Origin of the sequence: Maribacter stanieri (assembly GCF_900112245.1) — a bacterium.
Lineage (GTDB): Bacteria > Bacteroidota > Bacteroidia > Flavobacteriales > Flavobacteriaceae > Maribacter > Maribacter stanieri.
In genome coordinates, this window is the sequence record NZ_FOYX01000003.1 from 37,838 (window position 1) to 58,482 (window position 20,645).

Annotated in this window: 19 protein-coding genes; 11 read left to right on the forward strand and 8 right to left on the reverse strand. The window is 34.6% G+C overall.

From position 1 onward, the window contains the following. Nucleotides 1-92: 92 nt before the first annotated feature. From BM296_RS14095 to BM296_RS14115, 5 genes are read right to left on the reverse strand one after another with little or no spacing between them, the layout of a single operon-like run. Nucleotides 93-1,364, reverse strand: coding sequence for an adenylosuccinate synthase (locus BM296_RS14095; RefSeq protein ID WP_027066400.1), 1,272 nt, complete (start codon nt 1,362-1,364; stop codon nt 93-95). A 25-nt stretch (nt 1,365-1,389) separates the two neighbouring features. Beyond that, nucleotides 1,390-1,860 (reverse strand): Fur family transcriptional regulator, encoded by a 471-nt coding sequence (locus BM296_RS14100; protein ID WP_027066401.1) that lies wholly within the window; start codon nt 1,858-1,860, stop codon nt 1,390-1,392. Nucleotides 1,861-1,909: 49 nt separating this feature from the next. Next, nucleotides 1,910-4,114: a RelA/SpoT family protein gene (locus tag BM296_RS14105; RefSeq protein ID WP_027066402.1), complete on the reverse strand. Its 2,205-nt coding sequence runs from the start codon at nt 4,112-4,114 to the stop codon at nt 1,910-1,912. A gap of 44 nt (nt 4,115-4,158) precedes the next feature. Continuing rightward, nucleotides 4,159-5,391: a M48 family metallopeptidase gene (locus tag BM296_RS14110; protein ID WP_091903885.1), complete on the reverse strand. Its 1,233-nt coding sequence runs from the start codon at nt 5,389-5,391 to the stop codon at nt 4,159-4,161. 45 nt (nt 5,392-5,436) lie between these two features. Next, nucleotides 5,437-6,249, reverse strand: coding sequence for a TrmH family RNA methyltransferase (locus tag BM296_RS14115; RefSeq protein ID WP_091903887.1), 813 nt, complete (start codon nt 6,247-6,249; stop codon nt 5,437-5,439). A gap of 87 nt (nt 6,250-6,336) precedes the next feature. Here BM296_RS14115 and BM296_RS14120 point away from each other — a divergent pair, with 87 nt between their 5' ends. The 10 genes from BM296_RS14120 to BM296_RS14165 all read left to right on the forward strand — a co-directional run bounded on the left by BM296_RS14120 (nt 6,337) and on the right by BM296_RS14165 (nt 13,505). Next, the gene (locus tag BM296_RS14120) at nt 6,337-7,131 is read left to right on the forward strand and encodes a DUF6503 family protein (RefSeq protein ID WP_091903889.1); all 795 of its coding nucleotides are present in this window, start codon (nt 6,337-6,339) and stop codon (nt 7,129-7,131) included. A 100-nt stretch (nt 7,132-7,231) separates the two neighbouring features. Further along, entirely contained in the window at nt 7,232-7,471 is a 240-nt protein-coding gene (locus BM296_RS14125) for a MoaD/ThiS family protein (protein WP_027066406.1), read from the forward strand. Continuing rightward, nucleotides 7,471-7,887, forward strand: a complete 417-nt coding sequence (locus BM296_RS14130; RefSeq protein ID WP_091903891.1) for a molybdenum cofactor biosynthesis protein MoaE — start codon at nt 7,471-7,473, stop codon at nt 7,885-7,887. The genes BM296_RS14125 and BM296_RS14130 overlap by 1 nt, the downstream gene beginning before the upstream one ends. Before the next feature lie 68 nt (nt 7,888-7,955). Next, on the forward strand, nt 7,956-8,939 hold the full coding sequence (gene moaA, locus BM296_RS14135; RefSeq protein WP_091903893.1) for a GTP 3',8-cyclase MoaA: 984 nt from the start codon (nt 7,956-7,958) through the stop codon (nt 8,937-8,939). Then, the gene (moaC, locus tag BM296_RS14140) at nt 8,939-9,412 is read left to right on the forward strand and encodes a cyclic pyranopterin monophosphate synthase MoaC (protein ID WP_027066409.1); all 474 of its coding nucleotides are present in this window, start codon (nt 8,939-8,941) and stop codon (nt 9,410-9,412) included. The genes moaA and moaC overlap by 1 nt, the downstream gene beginning before the upstream one ends. Beyond that, nucleotides 9,396-9,989 carry an NTP transferase domain-containing protein gene (locus tag BM296_RS14145; protein WP_091903895.1) on the forward strand — a complete coding sequence of 198 codons (594 nt, stop codon included), beginning with the start codon at nt 9,396-9,398 and terminating at the stop codon, nt 9,987-9,989. The genes moaC and BM296_RS14145 overlap by 17 nt, the downstream gene beginning before the upstream one ends. Next, on the forward strand, nt 9,986-11,059 hold the full coding sequence (gene moeB / locus BM296_RS14150; protein WP_091903897.1) for a HesA/MoeB/ThiF family protein: 1,074 nt from the start codon (nt 9,986-9,988) through the stop codon (nt 11,057-11,059). Before BM296_RS14145 ends, moeB begins: the two co-directional genes overlap by 4 nt. Continuing rightward, entirely contained in the window at nt 11,043-11,819 is a 777-nt protein-coding gene (locus BM296_RS14155; protein WP_091903899.1) for a sulfite exporter TauE/SafE family protein, read from the forward strand. Before moeB ends, BM296_RS14155 begins: the two co-directional genes overlap by 17 nt. Before the next feature lie 66 nt (nt 11,820-11,885). After that, a complete protein-coding gene (locus BM296_RS14160; RefSeq protein ID WP_091903901.1) occupies nt 11,886-13,076 on the forward strand; it encodes a molybdopterin molybdotransferase MoeA in 1,191 nt (396 codons plus the stop codon). A 21-nt stretch (nt 13,077-13,097) separates the two neighbouring features. Beyond that, on the forward strand, nt 13,098-13,505 hold the full coding sequence (locus BM296_RS14165) for a hypothetical protein (protein WP_091903903.1): 408 nt from the start codon (nt 13,098-13,100) through the stop codon (nt 13,503-13,505). Nucleotides 13,506-13,574: 69 nt separating this feature from the next. On the opposite strand, the gene BM296_RS14170 is transcribed toward BM296_RS14165, so the two are convergent. The 3 genes from BM296_RS14170 to BM296_RS14180 all read right to left on the reverse strand — a co-directional run bounded on the left by BM296_RS14170 (nt 13,575) and on the right by BM296_RS14180 (nt 19,105). Then, on the reverse strand, nt 13,575-14,867 hold the full coding sequence (locus tag BM296_RS14170) for an amidohydrolase family protein (protein ID WP_091903905.1): 1,293 nt from the start codon (nt 14,865-14,867) through the stop codon (nt 13,575-13,577). Between the two features lie 44 nt (nt 14,868-14,911). Beyond that, nucleotides 14,912-17,866 carry an amidohydrolase family protein gene (locus BM296_RS14175; protein ID WP_091903907.1) on the reverse strand — a complete coding sequence of 985 codons (2,955 nt, stop codon included), beginning with the start codon at nt 17,864-17,866 and terminating at the stop codon, nt 14,912-14,914. A 171-nt stretch (nt 17,867-18,037) separates the two neighbouring features. Next, entirely contained in the window at nt 18,038-19,105 is a 1,068-nt protein-coding gene (locus BM296_RS14180; RefSeq protein WP_091903909.1) for a DUF3810 domain-containing protein, read from the reverse strand. 68 nt (nt 19,106-19,173) lie between these two features. On the opposite strand from BM296_RS14180, the gene BM296_RS14185 reads away from it, so the two are divergent. Next, complete coding sequence (locus BM296_RS14185; RefSeq protein ID WP_091903910.1) at nt 19,174-20,619, forward strand: aminoacyl-histidine dipeptidase; 1,446 nt, start codon at nt 19,174-19,176, stop codon at nt 20,617-20,619. Nucleotides 20,620-20,645 lie beyond the last annotated feature (26 nt).

The window sequence follows — 20,645 nt, forward strand, 5'->3', positions numbered from 1 at the left end:
ATGGAAAATACAAAAAAAAAGAATGGCGATAAAGGTATTTCCCTATATCGCCATTCTTGTAAGTTGAACAACCTGTTCTGGTCGCTAAATGTCTACCTTAGAATTGTTTGAGTTCTGTCTGGTCCTACAGAAACAATTTTAATTGGCACTTCTAATTCTTTTTCTAGAAAATCTATATACTCATTAAGTGCTTTTGGTAACTGATCAGCAGAAGTCATTTTTGTTAAATCTTCTTTCCAACCATCCATTTCTGAATACACAGGAGTTACATTTTCCGCTTCAATATTAAAAGGGAAATGCTCTATTTGTTCTCCTTTGTAGTTATAAGCGGTACAAACCTTAAGTTTTTTGAATCCGCTAAGTACATCACCTTTCATCATCATTAATTCCGTTACTCCGTTTACACGAACTGCGTATTTTAAAGCAACTAAATCTAACCATCCGCAACGTCTTGGTCTACCGGTAGTAGCGCCAAATTCATTACCTACACGACCCATAGTCTCACCATCTTCATCAAATAGCTCTGTAGGGAAAGGACCGCTACCAACTCTTGTGGTATACGCCTTGAAAATACCTTTTACATCTCCAATTTGATTTGGTGCTACCCCTAAGCCTGTACAAGCACCAGCGGCAGTTGTATTAGATGAGGTTACAAATGGATATGTTCCAAAATCAATATCTAATAAAGAACCTTGGGCGCCTTCTGCCAATATTTTTTTTCCTGCTTTTTGAGCTTGGTATAAATATTCTTCACTATCAATAAAAGTTAATTGCTTTAATTCATCTACAGCTTTAAAAAAGTCAGCCTCTAGTTCGGCAAGATCATATTGAATGTCCACATCATAGAAACTGATCATAGCTTCATGCTTATTGGCTAAACTGCGATATTTTTCTTTCCAATCGCTTAATTCTAAATCTCCAATACGCATACCGTTTCTGCCGGTTTTGTCCATGTAAGTTGGACCAATACCTTTTAACGTAGAACCTATTTTAGCTTTTCCTTTAGATGCTTCTGAAGCGGCATCTAATAATCTGTGTGTAGGTAAAATTAAATGTGCCTTTCTTGAAATGAATAATTTAGACTTTATATCTAAATTAAATTTCTTTAATGCATCTAATTCTTTTTGGAAAATAACTGGGTCTATAACCACACCGTTACCAACTACGTTCACTGCATTTTCATGAAAAATTCCTGAAGGGATAGTGTGTAGAACATGTTTTATTCCGTCGAATTCCAAAGTGTGTCCAGCATTTGGTCCACCTTGAAAACGAGCAATAATGTCGTAATCTTGAGTTAATACATCAACAATTTTCCCTTTTCCTTCGTCACCCCATTGTAGGCCTAACAATAAATCTACTGCCATCTAAATATTATATACTTGGTTAGTTCTATTTAATTTCTTTTTTGCCTGCGTCTTTAGCAGGAGTATTTTTAGTCCCATAAAAATAAAGGGAGTGTGTGTTGATTGTAATATCAAAAACCTCTTCTATTGTTTGCTTTATAGATTGTATACGCGGATCACAAAATTCCATTACCTCACCCGTATCTGTTAAAATTACGTGATCGTGTTGGCGATCAAAATAAGATTTTTCATATTGCGCCTGATTTTTACCAAACTGGTGCTTGCGAACCAATTTACAATCTAAAAGAAGCTCTATTGTGTTGTAAAGTGTAGCCCTACTAACGCGATAATTTTTATTCTTCATTTTAATATAAAGTGATTCTATATCAAAATGCTCGTCACTCTCGTAAATTTCTTGAAGAATAGCGTAGCGTTCAGGTGTTTTTCTATGTCCTTTGTCCTCCAAAAAGGCTGTGAAGACGTTTTTTACAATTTCTTGATTTTTATCAGAAGACATATTTACTTATTAATACACAAAGGTACAGTTAAATTTTAATTTCCTTTTTCTAAATACGTGTAACTTTATCAATACCGTTGATGTTCATAAGATTATCGGTCAGCTTTTTTAATACAGCTTTATTTTTGACCACTACGGTAATTTTTCCTTTAAAAGTTCCACCATCGGTACTGAAATTTAAATTTCGCATATTAACATGCATAATATCAGATATAACCTCTGTGATATCACTTACTAGTCCTAAGTTGTCAATACCCGTCAATACTATGTCCGCTTGGTATTCTTGTTGCGAAGAATCTATCCATTTAGCACTTATAATACGATAGGCATAATTAGATTGTAATGAAATTGCATTAGGGCAATTTTTCTTATGAACTTTAATTCCTTCAGATACACTAACAAAACCAAAGACATCGTCCCCAGGAATAGGGTTGCAACATTGAGAAAGTTTATATTCTAATTTTTCTTCTTCTTTACCAAAAACAAGCATATCATATTTAGATGTAATTTCATCCTTATTGATATCTTCTTGCGTAGGCGATTTTCGCATTCTGTTCTTAAAGAAGCTAATGAAAGCGTTACTATAAGAAGATGCGAAATCTTTGAGCATGGTATTATCGATAGAGCCAATGCCCACTCTATAAAATAAGTCTAAACTTGTTTTTAGTTTAAAGAAGGATACCATTTTATTAATGGAATCTTCGTTAAGCGAAATTTTTTGTGACTTAAGTTTTCTTCGTAATATTTCTTTTCCATCTTCGGCAACAGATTTCTTCTCCTCCCTTAAAACGGATTTAATTTTAGCTCTTGCTCTGGCAGTGGTTGCATAATCTAACCAGTTTTGATTTGGTTTTGCTTGGTCAGATGTAATAATTTCTACTTGGTCTCCACTAGAAAGTGTCGTGTTTAAAGGAACCAGTTTTCCATTGACTTTTGCACCTCTGGTTCGCATACCTACTTCAGTATGGATATTAAATGCAAAATCTAACGGTGTAGCGCCTTTGGGTAAAGATTTTAATTCCCCTTTTGGCGTAAATACAAATATTTCTTTTGAATATAAATTCAGCTTAAACTCTTCAACAAAGTCAACTGCATTGGTATTAGCATTTTCCAAAGCTTCTTGAAGTTTGTTTAGCCAAACCTCTATACCTTGTTCTTTTTGATCTCCATGTTTGTATTTAAAGTGTGCAGCATAACCTTTTTCGGCTATTTCATGCATACGTTCACTTCTAATTTGTACTTCTACCCATTTTCCTTTAGGTCCCATTACGGTAATATGCAAGGCTTCATAACCGGTAGATTTTGGAGACGAAATCCAATCACGTAATCTAACTGGGTTAGGGGTGAAGTGATCTGTTACTATAGAGTAAATCTTCCATGCAAGAAACTTTTCATTCTGTACATCAGATTTATAGATAATTCTTATTGCGAATTTGTCATAGATTTCCTCAAAAGTGACATTTTGGGCAATCATCTTTTTACGCATCGAGAAGATAGATTTCATCCTCCCTTTAATAATATAATTGAGTCCTTCCTTTTTTAGAGAATTATCAATTGTTCCAGAGAAAGCATCAATATAGGCTTGTTGCTCTTCTTTGCTGTCCTCTATTTTATCCTTTATGGAATTATAGACTTCAGGTTCCGTATATTTTAGACTTAAATCTTCTAGCTCTGATTTAATATTGTAAAGACCTATTCTGTGTGCTAAAGGGGCATAAATGTATAAGGTCTCAGAAGCAATTTTAACTTGCTTATGCTCTGGCATGGAGTCCATGGTAAGCATGTTGTGATATCGATCGGCAATTTTAATAATGATTACACGTACATCATCATTTAAAGTCAACAACATTTTTCTGAAGTTCTCCGCTTGTTGGGAGATATTCATGTCTTTCTTTAAATGAGATATTTTTGTGAGTCCGTCAACAATGCGTGCCACGGTTTCACCGAACATACGGTCAATATCATCTAAAGTGTACTCTGTATCTTCTACGACATCATGTAGTAATGCAGATGCAATAGATACTGCATCTAAACCAATTTCTGATGCTACTATTTTTGCAACCGCTATAGGATGAAAAATATAGGCTTCTCCAGATTTTCTACGTTGATTTTTGTGCGCATCAACAGCTATCTCAAAAGCACTACGTATTAGTTTTTTATCCTCATCCGTTAGGGTTTGGTAGCTAATACGCAATAATTCTTTGTACTCGTGAGCTATAAGCTTATTTTCTTCTTCTATTGCTGCCTGTGTCATACTAGATTAAAAATAAGATAATCTTATATGATGAGCAACAAAAATTATGCCTTTAAATTACGTATGCGGTCTATTAACGGTGGATGGGAATAATGCATGAAAACATATGCCGGATGTGGAGTTAAGTTGCTAAGACTGTTTTTTGATAGCTTCTTCAAAGATGTTACCAATGGTAATGCTGCATAAGTATGCTTTGCATAATCATCTGCTTGGTATTCAAATTTTCTAGAAAAATGGTTCATTAATAGTCCGGTAATTTCTGAAATAGGACTATATAGTATACCAAAGCCTATTAATGCCGCATGAAAACTAGGTCTATTTACACCGATAGCCAATGAAACTTCTGGGTTATTAATAAATAAGGATAGAATTAATAGCATTAGACCGGTTAACAGAATTGAAGTAGCCAAATTAAAAATAATGTGCTTTTTCTTATAGTGGCCTATTTCATGGGCTAAAACTGCAACAATTTCTTCTTCTTCTAAATCATTGATCAAAGTGTCATACAATGTCACTCTTTTTTCTTTTCCAAATCCTGAAAAATAGGCATTGGCTTTTGTAGAGCGTTTAGATCCATTAATGACAAAAATGTTTTGAAGATCAAAACCTACTTGAGCTGCATAATTTTCAATCTTTTCTTTTAGGCTACCTGCTTCTAAAGGTTCTTGCTTGTTGAATAACGGTACAATCAACTTGCTATAGAATAAATTCATGAATAAAGTAAAGACTGCAACAAGTGCCCAAGTGTAAAGCCAAAAGTTTGTTCCTGCCCATTGAAAAAACCAAATAACCAAGGATAAAATGCCCCCGCCAACAACAACCGTCATTGCCCATTGCTTTAGTTTGTCTACAAAAAAGGTGGCTTTAGATGTTTTATTAAAACCGAATTTTTCCTCGATTATAAAAGTCTGGTAATATGAAAATGGAATGTTTAGAATATCACTTCCAATCATAATAATACCAAAGAAAATTAGTGCTTGAATAATAATGTTTTCACTTTGGCTCTGGGCAATGTTATCTGCCCAAGCAAATCCGCCAAAAAATAAAAATAAAAGTATTAGTGTCAATGAAAAGATCGACGTGAAAATGCCAAACTTATAATTGGTTAGTTTGTAATCTTGAGATTTTGCATATTCTTCTAAATTGTAAACATCGCTAAGGTCTTTTGGTATTGGGTCTTTAAAACGTTTTGCGTTTAAGTAGTTCATTACCGTTGCAAGAATGAACTCCCCAATTAGAATAAAAAGAATGCAATAGAAAACTAGTGATTTATCCATATAGTGTTGTTCCAAACGGAAATTTCAATAAAAAAAGTATATGTATTAGTTGTTTAATTTACGTTGGCGTTTGGCTTCAAAGATAAGTATTGCCGCAGATACCGAAACGTTCATAGAATCTATTTCGCCTTCCATTGGTATAATTATGTTTTGGGTAGCATTTTGTAGCCACTCATCACTTAAGCCAGAATGCTCGGTGCCTACTACTATTGCAGTTGGTTCTTTAAAATCTACAGTAGTATAATCTTTAGAAGCGGAAAGTGCTGCGCAAAATATATTAAACCTTTCTTTTTTTAAATAGGAAATAATTTCCGTTGTACTCCCCATTTTAATAGTTCTGGAAAAAATACAGCCCACACTAGAGCGAATTATATTGGGGTTATATAAATCTGCCTTTGGGTTGGCAATGAAAACAGCATCTAAATTGGCAGCATCTGCAGTTCGTAATAAAGCTCCGATATTGCCGGGTTTTTCTGGTGCTTCGGCAATTAAAATTAAAGGGTTTTTAGTGTCAAAACTTAGACTTGCAAGTTGGTGGTCTTTACCTTTTACTATAGCTATAACTCCCTCTGTGGTATCTCGGTATGCTATCTTCTTATACACATCTAAGCTAACAGATATAAGTTTGTCTATGTTGTAAGATTTTAAAATAGTATTGCTTTCAGAATTTTCTATGATGTCATCACAGTAGAAAACTGTTTCTATCTCATATAAACTATTAAAAGCAATTTGCAATTCACGTAAACCTTCCAGAACAAAAAGACCCGTTTTTTTACGTTCTCTAGATTTTTCTTTTAATAGTAAAACCTTCTTTATTAGAGGGTTTTGTGTACTGCTTATATGTTTCGTTACTTGCATGTAGTGCAAAAATAAGTCAAATTAGTAAGTCTCATATAGTTTCTCGACTAAGCGGTTTCAAAAAATAATAAATAAGTAATTTAAATTATGAACAAGTTTTACCTTTTAGTTTTAGCTCTGGCTATTTTTTCATGTAAAGATGCTCCTAAAAAAGAAATGATAACTGAAGCTGCTGAGGAAGTTGTAGCACAGGTGAATTTAGATAAATATCCAGCGGAATTAATTAAGGTATTTGAAGCCCACGGAGGATTAAACACCTGGAAAGGCTACCAAACCTTAAATTTTGAAATGCCTAATACCGAGTTTAACGAAGTACAAACCATAGATCTTCGTAAAAGATTTGATAAAATTTCTACTCCAACATATGCGCTAGGTTATAATGGTAGTGATGTTTGGTTGTTAGATAATACAGGTGATTATGAAGGTAAGCCAAAGTTCTACCACAACTTAATGTTTTACTTCTATGCTATGCCATTTGTATTATCAGATGAGGGTATTAAATATGAAGAAGTTAGTGCATTAGAATATGACGGTGTTGCATATCCTGGTTATAAAATCACTTATAACAGCGGAGTAGGTGCTTCTTCTACAGATGAATATTATATTCATTATGATGCAAAAACGTATGAGATGAAATGGTTAGGTTATACTATGACATATTTCAGTGGAGAGCCTTCAACAAAAATTAATTGGATAAATTATGGAGAATGGGTAAAGGTCAATGATATATTGTTACCTAAAGCTATTACATGGCATAAAGTTGAAGAAGGTGTTTTAAAAGGAGCTGTTAAAACAGTAAATTTTGAAAATGCTAGATTGTCTAAAGAAGCGATGCCAATGGATTTTTATTCTAAGCCTGAGAATGCAGTAATTGTAGAGTAGAAGTATTTTCAAAATCATATAATTATTTTAAAATAGGTGCCATTTTTATGGCACCTTGTTTTTTATAAGTAACTTGGAATTAATCTAATTTTAGATGATTATGAATGTACTTTTTTTTGGCATTACAAAAGATATCGTAGGTAGTTCAGAAATCAGTTTTTCTAATGAGTTAAAACCTACTAGCGTTGCTTCATTAAAGAAGCGACTTATTGAAAGTTATCCTGAATTTTCAAAATTAAATTCATTAGCGGTAGCGGTCAATAGTGAATATGCTGATGATAGTGTACTATTAAACGGTAATGAAGAAATAGCAATAATACCACCAGTAAGCGGAGGCTAATGAAGAAAGTAATAGAGATAGTTGATGTAATAGATACCGCAAAGGTGTATGCTGAATTAAGCGATGCTAATAGTGGCGGAATTTGTGTTTTCGTTGGTGCTGTTCGTGAGTTTACAAATAATGAAGAGGTTGTTGCCTTAGAATTTGAAACATACGAAGCTATGGCTCTGAAAGAAATGGGTAAAATTGCTGATGCAGCTTTAGCAAGATGGGGTTTGAACAAAGTGGTTATAAGACATGCCGTGGGGGAAAAAAGTGTTGAAGAACCTGTAGTTATTGTAGGGGCATCATCTGCACACCGGGATGCTTGTTTTGAAGCCTGTCGGTTTTTAATTGATACCTTGAAGGAAACCGTTCCCATTTGGAAAAAAGAGAAATTCAAGAATAAAACCGTTTGGGTTTCTGCACATCCATAAATAAAATACTGCTTTCTTATTGGAGAAAAATGAATAGCGATTTTTGAGATTGAATTTGAAGAAAAAAAATGTTAGTAGATAATCATAATAGAGCAATTAATTACCTGCGGTTGGCGGTTACAGATCGTTGTAATCTGCGCTGTAATTATTGTATGCCTGAGGAGGGAATCAATTTTGCAAAAAATGACAAATTGTTTACCATCGATGAGTTGGTAAGGTTAAGTGAAATTGTAGTTGCTCAGGGCATTGACAAAATAAGAATTACGGGTGGCGAACCTTTTGTTCGTAAAGATCTTATGGTGCTGTTGCGTAGTTTATCCAAATTAGAAGGGCTAAATGATATATCGGTTACTACGAATGCTACGCTTATAGGTCCGCATATTAATGAATTGAAGGAGTTGGGTATTAAGAATATCAACGTAAGTATGGATGCTATTAATCGTGAGACTTTTGAACGTATTACACGACGTAATGAATATGATGTGGTGTATAATAATATCATTCGTTTAATTACAGAAGGCTTTAATGTTCGTATTAATTTCATAGCATTAGAAGGTCAGAACACAGAAGATATAATTCCGATGTTAGAGCTTACAAAGCATTATGATGTATCTGTGCGTTTTCTTGAAGAAATGCCTTTTAACGGCGGGTCTAAAAAATTCCAAACTATAAAATGGGATTTTAAGACAATTCTTGAACACATTAGAAATACACATTCTGAGTATTATAAATTAGAATCCCCAAAGACATCCACATCATTAAATTATAAAATTCCTGGTTTTAAAGGGACTTTTGGCGTAATTCCATCTTTTAGCAGAACTTTTTGCGGAAGCTGTAACCGGTTACGAATTTCGGCTACAGGGGATGTTATCACTTGCTTATATGCTAAAGCAAGTATGAATTTAAGAGATATAATGAGAGGTGATGATGTAACTGAAAATATCAAAGAACAAATTTTAAAGGCTGTAGGTAGTAGGGCTAAAACAGGTTTTGAAGCTCAAGAAAAATATAAAGACGTATTCAGTAATTCAATGACTTCAATAGGAGGGTAATGCAGAAAAAATTATCACATATAGATGAATCGGGTAATGCTACCATGGTAGATGTTTCTAAAAAGGTAGCTTCAGTTCGCACTGCCATTGCTAGTGGAACTATTAAATTTCCATCAGAAGTATTTAAATCGTTGTCTGATCAAGATTTTGTTGGTAAAAAGGGAAGTATAGTACAAACCGCTGTTATTGCCGGTATACAAGGGGTAAAGAAAACTTCAGAATTAATTCCTTTATGTCACCAAATAAACTTGTCTAAAATTAATGTAGAAATTGAACCAAGTATAGATTCATTTCAAATTATATGTACTGTAAAATGTAATGAGAAAACTGGTGTAGAGATGGAAGCTTTAACTGGAGTTTCAATAGCAGCATTAACAATTTATGACATGTGCAAAGCTCTTTCTCAAGATATCGTGATAGGAGCAATTCAATTAGAACAAAAAACAGGAGGGAAAAATGATTTCCAACGCTAAGTTATACGGATTAGTGCTTTCTGGAGGAAAAAGTACAAGAATGGGAGAGGATAAGGGGTTAATAACTTATCATGATTTACCACAACGTGAACATTTATATCATTTGTTGAACGAAGTTTGCGAGCAAACATTTCTAAGTATTCGAAAAGATCAAGAGAAAGAAATTCCAAATACTTTTAATACCATAATTGATAAGGATGATTTTAGAGGTCCATACAATGGCTTATTATCCGCGCATATTGCACATCCGGAAGCGGCTTGGTTAGTGTTAGCGTGCGATTTACCGTTAATGGATAAAAAGGCACTGCAAGAATTAATCGTTGCTAGAAATACGGAGAAGATAGCTAGCGCATTTGCAGATGCAACTAACCCATTACCTGAGCCACTTTGCGCAATTTGGGAACCAGAAGCGCTTAAGCAATCTATAGCTTATTTAGAAGCAGGCAATGGTTCTTGCCCTAGGAAATTTTTGATTAATGCCGATGTGAATTTGGTGTTTCCAAAACAAAAAGAAGTACTGCTCAATGCCAATTCAAGAGCAGAATATGAAGAAGCGCTACTTAAAATAGCTCTATGAACGAAGAACGTTATCAAAGACAAATAAATTTAAATGGTTTTGGAATTGAAGGACAGCAAAAACTTAACCAGGCCAAAGTGCTTGTGGTTGGTGCTGGCGGATTAGGAGTTCCTGTTTTAACCTATTTAAATGCTATGGGTGTGGGTACTTTAGGTATCGTAGATGCTGATGTGGTTTCTTTATCTAATTTACATCGTCAGGTATTGTATACGGAAGAAATGGTTGGTACTTCTAAAGTATTAGCCGCTAAAGATCAATTGTTGCGTCAAAATTCTAATACTCAAATAGAAACTTATCAAACCTATTTAACTGTCGCTAATGCTCTTGATATTATCAAAGAATATGATGTAATTGTTGATGCTACAGATAATTTTCCAACTAGGTATTTAATTAATGATGCTTGTGTAATTGAGAATAAACCATTTGTATATGGGGCATTACATGCTTTTGAAGGTCAGGTAAGTGTGTTTAATTATCTAGGAGGACCAACATATCGTTGTTTGTTCCCTACCATGCCTGCGGCAGATGTGGTGCCTAATTGTAATGAAAATGGCGTATTAGGTATTTTGCCTGGTATTATTGGTAATCTACAAACTTTAGAAGTAGTAAAGATTATTGCAGAAATAGGAGAGGTGTTATCAGGCGTACTGTTAATTTTTGACACGCTTACTCAACGAACACAACAAATGAAGTTCAAGTTGCAACCAGGTAACAATGAAATTAAAACATTCGCAACTAGCTACGAGTTTGACTGTGAGCTTCCTTTGAAATCAGTAAAAGCTGAAGAATTTAATACCATTCTGATGGAACAGGCTGTTGAGCTAATTGATGTGCGCACTGTAAAAGAATTTCAAAGACAACATTTAAAAGAAGCCAAACATATTCCTTTAGGTGAACTAACCAATAGAGTGGCTGAGGTTGATTTAGAAACGACGGTTTATGTTATTTGCCAATCTGGTGTACGAAGTAAAAAGGCAATTATCAAGATGCAAGAATTATTCCCAGGTAAAGATTTTGTCAATGTAAGCGGAGGTATGAACCAGATGAAAAATTATGTTGATACCTATTGAGCAATTGGTGTTTTTATGCATTGGTTTTTTTATCATTGCGACCTTGTATTCTTCTGTAGGTTTTGGTGGTGGCTCTAGCTATTTGGCATTATTGACACTTGTATTGACTAGTTTTTTTGCCATCCGGTCTATTGCATTGGTTTGTAATTTGGTGGTAGTTTCAGGTAGTACGTATCTCTATTTTAAAAATAGTCATGCAAAACTAAAAGATTTTCTTCCTTTTGTTTTGGCGAGTATTCCGTTAGCCTACATAGGCGCAACATTCCGATTAAAAGAAAGCGTTTTTTTTATAATTTTAGGATGCTCACTTATTCTTTCCGCATTGTTTTTGGCTGTTCAGACGGTTGAAATTGATAAATCAAAAAAAGAAGTGGAAGATTACCCTAACTATTTAAGTTATGTGTTAGGGGCGGGAATCGGATTCTTATCAGGATTAGTAGGCATCGGTGGAGGTATATTTTTAGCTCCCGTTCTAAATCATTTACGATGGAATAAAGCTATAAAAATAGCTGCTCTTGCCAGTTTCTTTATTTTGGTTAATTCGGTTTCCGGATTATTTGGATTGATAACAAGCGATTCATTGTCATTACCGTGGCGAGAGACTATTTGCTTGGTTATAGCGGTTCTTCTTGGCGGACAGTTAGGTATTCGCATCAGTCTTAAAAAACTATCGGCAAATGGTATTAAAAGGGTTACTGCTTTATTGGTATTTGTAGTAGGTATTCGAGTATTATTGGTTAATGGTTTGGGCTTGTTTTAAAATTTCAAATTAATATTGCTACAAATCTTCAAGAGTAAAGTTTATAATAGTTTTACCTTTAAATCTATGATAACATTTAAAGAAGCATTTCAAAAAGTATTAGATCATCCTCTAGACTTAGGTATAGAGATCGTTTCACTTATGGATAGCTTAAATAGAATATTGGCAGAAGACATTTTTGCCGATCGAGACTTTCCGCCTTTTGATCGTGCCACCAAAGATGGTATTGCCATTCAGTATTCAACTCTTATTAATAATGTTCACATTTTCACAATTGAAGGTGAAGCTGCTGCGGGTGTGGTTCAACAAGTTTTGAATGATAAGAACAATTGTTTAGAGGTAATGACCGGTGCAGTTGTGCCTGAAAATTGTGATACTGTGATTATGTATGAGCATATTTCTATTGAAAACGGAATAGCTACATTAAATAAGGAAGTTACTAAAGGTCAGAATATACATTACCAAGGTAGCGATGAGAAATTAGGAGCATTGCTACTTTCTAAAGGCACAAAAATTACACCTGCGGAAATAGGGGTGATGGCTACGGTAGGGAAAGCAATGGTAAAGGTTAAGGGCAATCCAAAAGTGTGTACAATAGCTACGGGGAATGAATTGGTTGCCGTTAATGAAACTCCCAAACCACACCAAATACGAAAATCGAATATGCTGACTATTGAAGCGGCATTATTGAATTCTAAAATTGAAGCCAGTTCTCTCCATTTATTAGATGAGAAAGAGCTAATAAAAAATGAATTGGAGAAAGCTCTAACTGAAAACGATGTGCTTTTACTAAGTGGAGGAGTGTCTAAAGGTAAGTTCGATTTTATTCCAGAAGTCATGGAATCTTTAGGGGTAGAAAAGGTATTTCATAGAGTTGCTCAAAGACCGGGTAAACCATTTTGGTTTGGTATTTACCCAAAACTGAAAACAGTTATTTTCTCTTTTCCAGGAAATCCCGTTTCGACGTTTGCTAATTACCATTTGTATTTTTTGCCTTGGCTACACACCTCTTGGGGAATTTTAATAGATAAATCGTATATTAAACTGTTCGTAGCATTTACAATTACACAACCCTTAACCAGATTTATTCAAGTGAGTACAATAGTAAAAGATGGTATAATTTGGGCTGTTCCAGTTAATGAGAATGGCTCTGGGGATTTAACCAGTTTAACAAAAGCTGATGGTTTTATATGCTTAGAACCTAGAGAGGATATTTATGAAGTGGGTGAAAGTGTACCATTTATAAAGACTAGATAATAACCAATAAAATTTTTCTATATGAATCCGATAGTAAAGAATATTTTGGCAGTCGTAGCCGGACTAACTATAGGTAGTGTTGTAAATATGCTAATTATTATGGTAAGTGGTTCCATTATTCCGCCACCAGAAGGCGGAGATATAACAACAATGGAAGGGTTAAAGGCTACTATGCATTTATTTGAACCCCAAAATTTTATTTTCCCTTTTTTAGCTCATGCCTTAGGAACTTTGGTAGGTGCTTTTGTAGCTGCTAAAATTGCGGCATCTAGAAAAATGCTCATGGCATTAATAGTAGGTTTATTTTTCTTAATAGGAGGTACTATTAATATTGTATTGCTTGGCGGACCAATGTGGTTCACAGCTTTGGACATAATTGTAGCGTATATGCCCATGGCATATCTTGGTTTTTTATTAGCGAAAAAGTAAATAAGTTAAAAAATAAAAGAGGCTGTCCACATTTGTGGACAGCCTCTTTTTATATATAAATTCCGGTTTTTATTTTCCTTCGTATTTACCCATATAACGTTTCCATAGTTCTGTTTGGTGCGTTTCTAAAGAAACTAACCTTCCGTCAATGAATACATGTGTTAATTGATTTCCTGACATCTCAAGTGCATCGCCTTCTGAAATAAATAGTGTTGCACTTTTTCCATTTTCTAAAGTACCATAAAGGTCATCTATACCTAATATTTTGGCAGTGTTACCAGTTAATAATTGTACTGCAATTTCTTTATCTAAACCTTGCTGTGCTGCTTGACCAGCATAGAATGGTAAATTTCTAGTTTGAAAGTTTTCTGCATCTGAATTTTGTATACCAACTAATAAACCAGCATCCACCAATAATTTTGGTAACTTATAAGGTAGGTCGTAATCATCATCATCAAAAACAGGTAAGTTATGTGTATACTGTACTAAAACAGGGATGTTGTTGCTTTTTAAAAACTCAGGGATTTTATATGCATGGTAACCACCTATTAATACAACATCTTTGGCACCATTACTTTTTAAAGTGTTGATGGCATCAATTATTTGTTTTTCATCATCGGCATGTACATATAGTTTTTGAGTACCATCAAATATACCTTGCATTGCTGCATATGCCGGGTTTACCTCTTTAGGAGTAGATTTACCGTATGCTGCCGCATTTTTAAAGAATGAGGTTACTTCTTCAATTTGATCGCTGTAATCTTTGTTTGGATGGTACCCTGGATCTTCACCAGCCCACCAACGACCTTGCTTAAAAGTGCTTGGCCAGTTTAAATGAACTCCATCATCAACTTTAATAGCTGCATCTTCCCAGTTCCAAGCATCAAACTGTACAATGCTTGATGTACCTGAAATACGACCACCAGTTGGGGCGATTTGAGCGATTAACACTCCATTAGGTCGCATGCTTTCTACAACTTTAGATTCAGCATTATAAGCGATTAAACTTCTTACATGTGGAATAAAATCACCGATTTCATCTTCATCATTGGATGCTCTTACAGCATCGATTTCTACCAATCCTAACGTTTTAGCAGGAGCAATAAATCCTGGATAAACATGCTTTCCTGTTGCATCTATTACCTTTCCTTTTCTGGCAATTCTCATTTTTGAATCACCTACGAAAGTGATTTTCCCATCTTCGAACATAATTAGGGAACTTTCTATTACTTCTCCGTTACCCAAATGTGCAGTAGCGCCTTCTATGGTAATCGCTTCCGTTTGCTTAGGTCCTGGTGTTTGTTGGCCTATGGTTGGTATAATAAAACCAATGGCTATAACTAAGGTTATTAATTTTTTCATTTTAATTGTTTTATATATTTTGATACGTAGCGTTGATTATGAGATTAAAGGCTTTCGCAAGTGAAATCTCTTTTTACACTTTGCTTTGGTCCTTGAGTTTTTTTGCCACCGCTTTTTTCTTTAAGCATCATGGTAACCAACTCGTTTCTTTCCTTTTTTATGGTCTCACGGTTTTTCTTATCTGTTTCTAAATCAAAATAAGTAACACCTTCAATCATTGTTTTTTCAGCTTTTGAATATATAGATAACGGACTACCGGACCATAAAACCAAGTCGGCATCTTTACCTTCTTTAATACTGCCTACACGATTATCTAGATGTAATAGTTTAGCTGGGTTGATAGTTACCATTTTCCAAGCTTCTAATTCTGACATGCCACCATATTTTATGGTTTTTGCAGCTTCTTGATTCAATCTTCTGATCATTTCACGGTCATCACTATTAATTGCGGTGACAACACCTTGCTTTTGCATAATGGCAGCATTATAAGGTATTGCATCATTAACCTCAAATTTATATGCCCACCAGTCACTAAACGTACCAGCACCAACACCATGTTCTACCATTTTATCGGCAACCTTATAACCTTCTAGAATATGAGTGAACGTATTAATTCTGAACCCGAAATGTTCTGCTACTTTCATCATCATATTAATCTCACTCTGTACATATGAGTGACAAGAAATAAAACGCTCCCCGTTTATGATTTCAGCAAGAACTTCCATCTCTTCATCATAACGATATGGCTCGCCATTTTTCTTTTTAGTATCATATTCCTTAGCTCTTTGAAAGTAATTCATGTACATCTGTTCAACACCCATACGAGTTTGTGGAAAACGAGAATAACTTCCCCAGTTACTTTGCTTTACGTTCTCACCCAAAGCAAATTTTATAAACTTAGGAGAGTTTTCATAAATTAATCCGTCTGCTTCTTCACCCCATTTTAATTTTAAGATGGCAGATCTACCACCTATTGGGTTTGCTGAGCCATGTAGTAGTTGTAATGAAGTTACCCCACCTGCAAGTGAATGGTAAATGCCCATGTGTTCTGGGTCTACAACATCTTCCATTTTTACTTCTGCAGAACTATTTTGACCTGCTTCGTTTACTGCTAAGGCAGCTATATGACTATGCTCATCTATAATACCAGCAGTTAAATGCTTTCCGGTCGCATCAATTACAGTTGCGCCACCAGCACTTAAATCTTTTCCTATCTTAACTATTTTACCATTTTTTACAAGTACATCGGTATTTTCTAAATTACCGGCTTCTTCACTTGTCCAAACTGTGGCATTTTTAAATAATGTATTCTCTGCTTTTGGTTTAGCTGCAAAACCATAACCCACATTAGGAAAAGTAACGGGCATTATTTTAACGCCTTCATTGGATTTGTTTTTTTCGTCTTCTTTTTTAGTGAATGATTTGGACTTGGTAGCAGTAAATTGAGATTCTGTACCATCTGGCAATACCAAACGACCAGTTAAGTTGTCTGATGTTTTGGTTACAGCACCTATCATTCTATAGGTTTTCTCACCTTTATCTGTCGCAAAAGACATAGTAACCCAATTAGCATCGTAAGCAATTTTAGAGCTTAATTTGGTAGTATCTTGTTTTACTACGATAGCTGGTTTTGAGATTTCGCCTGTAATAGAAACATCATATGTTTTGCCTTGTACGGTTAAATTATAATCTCCCCTAATGTCTTTCGCATCCATTGAATTAACTACACTTTTTGCTCCTTGAACCCAGTTTTCATAAAGCGTGGTCTCTTTGTCAAAAACATCACCAGAAGTAATTAAGAAGTTGGCAATTGAACCAGATTTTAAAGACCCAATTTCGTTAGATTTCCCTAAGATTTGAGCAGGAACCGTGGTCAATGCTTCTAATGCTTTAGTAGATGAAAGTCCGTATTCAATGGCTTTCATTAATTTCTCCTTGAATTTGGCAGGAGATTTTAAATCATGTGTAGTAAGAGAAAACTGAATTCCATTTTCAGCCAATACTTTTGGGTTAGAAGGGGCTTGGTTCCAGTAGCGCATATCTTGTAGGGATACATAACCAACCGCATAAGGATTAGATACATCATATGCATCTGGGAAGTTAAGAGGTAATATGTATTTTGCATTCGTAGCTTTTATTTCTTCTATACGTTCAAATTCATTTCCTCCACCTAAGATTGTGTATTGAATACCATTTGCATCACCAATTTTATCTGCACGTAAATCATGAGATTTATCTTTAGCTTCAAATATTTGAACTAAATCCTTGTTTGCATTCAAAGCTTCTAAAGATAAATCTGTAGTAGTGGCGTTACCTTTTGCATACCAATCGGCATCGCTATACATCTGTCTTAATAGTGCTAATGTTCCCATTAATGAACCTGGGTAAGATTGTCCTTTTGCAATACTTCTGGTCAGTGAAAAGTATTGGGCAGAACGATCGTCTAATATTCTGTTTGCATTGGTTCCGTTTCCATTTAGTGCAATTAAAACTCCTGTGCCTCTGGCAATACCGTCTTGTAGGTGTGAATTTACAACGCCAAAACCTGCTTCACGTAAAACCTTTGCTTCTTTATCATCATAAGTGAATTTTTCAATAGCCTTGGTTTCAGGCATAATATGGTCGTTCCAATAATAACCTTCTCTAGATGGTTCATATTCGGTAGACCTGCCTCTACCTGGTTTCTTTTTAGCTTGTTCTACACCAAATTTGGAGTACACATCAATAAAAGATGGATAGATAGATTTACCTTGCAAATCAATAACAACAGCATTTTTAGGTAGGTTTACCGAGTTAGATGCGCTAACAACTTTACCGTGTTGAATTAATAAAGTACCCTTTTCAATAATTTGAGTAGGGGTTACAAAGATTTTAGCATTAGTAAATGCCGTATAATTATTGTTGTTGACTTTTACTCCTGCGTTTTCAGGGAAATAGTCTTGTGCAGTTAAGAATGTGCCACACCCAAGTAGGTATAGCGCAAAAAATAGTTTTTTCATTATGTTTGGTTTGAATTAGTCTTTTAAAAATACTGGGAATCCACAGTAAAATAGGTCTATTTCACTTTTGTTTAACAGTTCTTAATGTAGTAATTAAGAATAGTCATTTTTTTCTTAAAATTTTAAAAGAAGGTGTTATATATCTTATTTGGATCACGAAGTTCTAATCTTTTATAAAGGGTGATCTTTATGGTAAGCAACTAAAAACAAAACAACGGCATTGTAACTTCTTATGCCCTCGGTTTGGTTATTGGCTTTAAGAAATGTGTCGAACATAGATTTAAAAACTGGCTCCATTGGATTCTCATACGAATTCCAAAAAATTGCCATTTCCTGAAAGTTACTTTTTACACCAGAATTTAATTTTAGCATTATTTGATCAAAATCTTCTGTATTTGCGCGTCGTATATCATTTAAACAATAACCTAATGCGTATGCATAAGCCGCGTATTTAAAATATGGGTCTTTATTATTAGAAGTAACTAGGTAGCCTATAAAGTTTGTTTCATTTTCTGCTGAGTATCCTAATTGATGACCTATTTCATGACCTGCAACAAAAGGAAACCTAAAATTTGGTAGTAGGTCATTTACTTGAGCTTCATTGGTAAAAGGATTTAAATATCCTGCGTAACCCATATATGTTAATCCAGTACTGAATAATGATTTTTTTATACTTGGTCGTTCGTAAGCCAAGAAAGGGTGAATAGTTTTTAGATGGTCGTAACCTTGAATCGTTTTATTAAAAATTTCCTTTTGAGAGTATGGTATTTTTACGGGTAATGTTGAGTCCTTTGTAATAATTACTTGTGATTCGTTTGTTTTTTGAATTAACCTTTGTGTGAATTCTAGTAAGTCTTGATAATCTTTATTTGGTACTAATGCCAATTTTTGAGATAAAGGCTCTCTGTAATAATTCATTCCCCACATTAAATGAAATGTAAAATAGGCGACAGAAAGTATCACCACTATGTTTTGTAAGAATTGAAGTTTGTGCTGCCAGATATTTTTCCGTTTTATTATTAAATAACCAATGGCAAGGGAAATTAATATGAAGTAAATAATATCGCCAATAGAGAAAGGTACCCAGCCAAAAAGGAATCTAAAAAACTTTGATATAACAGGGTATATTCCTGTACTGTAATATTGTTCAACTAAATCGGTACGCGTGCCTAACCATTTCACAATTATAATTTGAGGAATTAAGGATATAGCAATGGCGTTTTTAAAAGATATCTTCATTATCTCAAAAATAGCGAAATCCTTTTTCTATCAGTATTTTTGTAGACACTAACCTTGAAAAGAATAGAATGGATATTAATACATTAGAACCAACACCGGTTTGGTCAAATTTCTCTAAACTTAATGCGGTACCTAGACCTTCTAAAAAAGAAGAAAGGGTAATTAGTTTTATGCTAGAGTTTGGAAATAAACTTGGGTTAGAAACTTTTTTTGATGAAATAGGTAATGTTATCATAAGAAAGCCTGCTACAAAAGGCATGGAGAATAAAAAAATGATAACACTTCAGAGTCATTTAGATATGGTTCATCAAAAAAATGCAGATACTGTGTTTGATTTTGATACTCAAGGAATAGAAATGTTCATTGATGAAGATTGGGTAAAAGCCAAAGGCACCACATTAGGTGCGGATAATGGTATGGGAGTAGCCGCTATAATGGCACTTTTAGAAAGTGATTCTATTTCTCACCCAGCGCTTGAAGCTTTGTTTACCATAGATGAAGAAACTGGTATGACAGGAGCTTTTGAATTAAAAGCTGGTGTTTTAAAAGGGGAGATACTTTTAAATTTAGATACAGAAGAGGATGATGAAATAGATATAGGTTGTGCCGGTGGCATAGATGTAACAGCTACTAGAAAGTACAATGAAAAAGATGGAAGCCATGGTGATGCAGGAATTGAGATTACCGTAAAAGGATTAACTGGCGGGCACAGTGGTATGGATATTCATAGAGGTAGGGGTAATGCCAATAAAATCATGAATCGCTTACTTTTCTTAGGTCTGGACTATAATGTGCGTATTAGTTCCTTGAATGGGGGTAGCTTACGTAACGCTATACCTAGAGAAAGTGTTTGTAAATTGAATGTTGGTAGAAAGCATGCCGATAAATTCATGAAGAAAGTCAATAAGCTTTCTGAACAGATAAAAGCAGAATTAAGTGTTCAAGAGCCTAATTTAATAATTGAGTTGACCGATGTTAAGCCGGCAAAAAAAGTTATGGGACTTGGTGCCCAAGAGAAATTTATTAAAGCAGTTTATGCAGCTCATAATGGTGTTTACGCTATGAGCGGTGCAATTGATGATTTAGTGGAGACTTCTAATAATGTAGCTAAGGTTGAAGTAGAAAATGGAAAAATTTCTGTGGGTTGTTTAACCAGGTCATCTGTAGATACCGCTAAACTAGATTTGGCGAATTCTTTGCGTTCTGCGTTTGAATTAAGTGGATTTGATGTAGAGTTTAGTGGTGCTTACCCTGGGTGGAACCCTAACCCTAATTCTGAGATACTTACTATTGTTAAGAATACCTACACAGACTTATTTAAGGAAGAACCAAGAGTAGTTGCCTGTCATGCAGGTTTGGAGTGCGGTATATTAGGACAGAACTATCCGGATATTGATATGGTAAGTTTTGGACCTACAATCTTAGGGGCACATTCACCAGATGAACGTGTAAGTATTTCATCGGTTCAAAAATTTTGGAATTTACTTTTAGAGATTTTAAAGAATACCAATTAAGATAAAAAGATCATTTAAATTTAGAA

Coding starts and splice junctions, on each gene's coding strand:
- BM296_RS14095 (WP_027066400.1), bottom strand. CDS start 1,364: ATGGCAGTAGATTTATTGTTAGGCCTACAATGGGGTGACGAAGGAAAA.
- BM296_RS14100 (WP_027066401.1), bottom strand. CDS start 1,860: ATGTCTTCTGATAAAAATCAAGAAATTGTAAAAAACGTCTTCACAGCC.
- BM296_RS14105 (WP_027066402.1), bottom strand. CDS start 4,114: ATGACACAGGCAGCAATAGAAGAAGAAAATAAGCTTATAGCTCACGAG.
- BM296_RS14110 (WP_091903885.1), bottom strand. CDS start 5,391: ATGGATAAATCACTAGTTTTCTATTGCATTCTTTTTATTCTAATTGGG.
- BM296_RS14115 (WP_091903887.1), bottom strand. CDS start 6,249: ATGCAAGTAACGAAACATATAAGCAGTACACAAAACCCTCTAATAAAG.
- BM296_RS14120 (WP_091903889.1), top strand. CDS start 6,337: ATGAACAAGTTTTACCTTTTAGTTTTAGCTCTGGCTATTTTTTCATGT.
- BM296_RS14125 (WP_027066406.1), top strand. CDS start 7,232: ATGAATGTACTTTTTTTTGGCATTACAAAAGATATCGTAGGTAGTTCA.
- BM296_RS14130 (WP_091903891.1), top strand. CDS start 7,471: ATGAAGAAAGTAATAGAGATAGTTGATGTAATAGATACCGCAAAGGTG.
- moaA (WP_091903893.1), top strand. CDS start 7,956: ATGTTAGTAGATAATCATAATAGAGCAATTAATTACCTGCGGTTGGCG.
- moaC (WP_027066409.1), top strand. CDS start 8,939: ATGCAGAAAAAATTATCACATATAGATGAATCGGGTAATGCTACCATG.
- BM296_RS14145 (WP_091903895.1), top strand. CDS start 9,396: ATGATTTCCAACGCTAAGTTATACGGATTAGTGCTTTCTGGAGGAAAA.
- moeB (WP_091903897.1), top strand. CDS start 9,986: ATGAACGAAGAACGTTATCAAAGACAAATAAATTTAAATGGTTTTGGA.
- BM296_RS14155 (WP_091903899.1), top strand. CDS start 11,043: ATGTTGATACCTATTGAGCAATTGGTGTTTTTATGCATTGGTTTTTTT.
- BM296_RS14160 (WP_091903901.1), top strand. CDS start 11,886: ATGATAACATTTAAAGAAGCATTTCAAAAAGTATTAGATCATCCTCTA.
- BM296_RS14165 (WP_091903903.1), top strand. CDS start 13,098: ATGAATCCGATAGTAAAGAATATTTTGGCAGTCGTAGCCGGACTAACT.
- BM296_RS14170 (WP_091903905.1), bottom strand. CDS start 14,867: ATGAAAAAATTAATAACCTTAGTTATAGCCATTGGTTTTATTATACCA.
- BM296_RS14175 (WP_091903907.1), bottom strand. CDS start 17,866: ATGAAAAAACTATTTTTTGCGCTATACCTACTTGGGTGTGGCACATTC.
- BM296_RS14180 (WP_091903909.1), bottom strand. CDS start 19,105: ATGAAGATATCTTTTAAAAACGCCATTGCTATATCCTTAATTCCTCAA.
- BM296_RS14185 (WP_091903910.1), top strand. CDS start 19,174: ATGGATATTAATACATTAGAACCAACACCGGTTTGGTCAAATTTCTCT.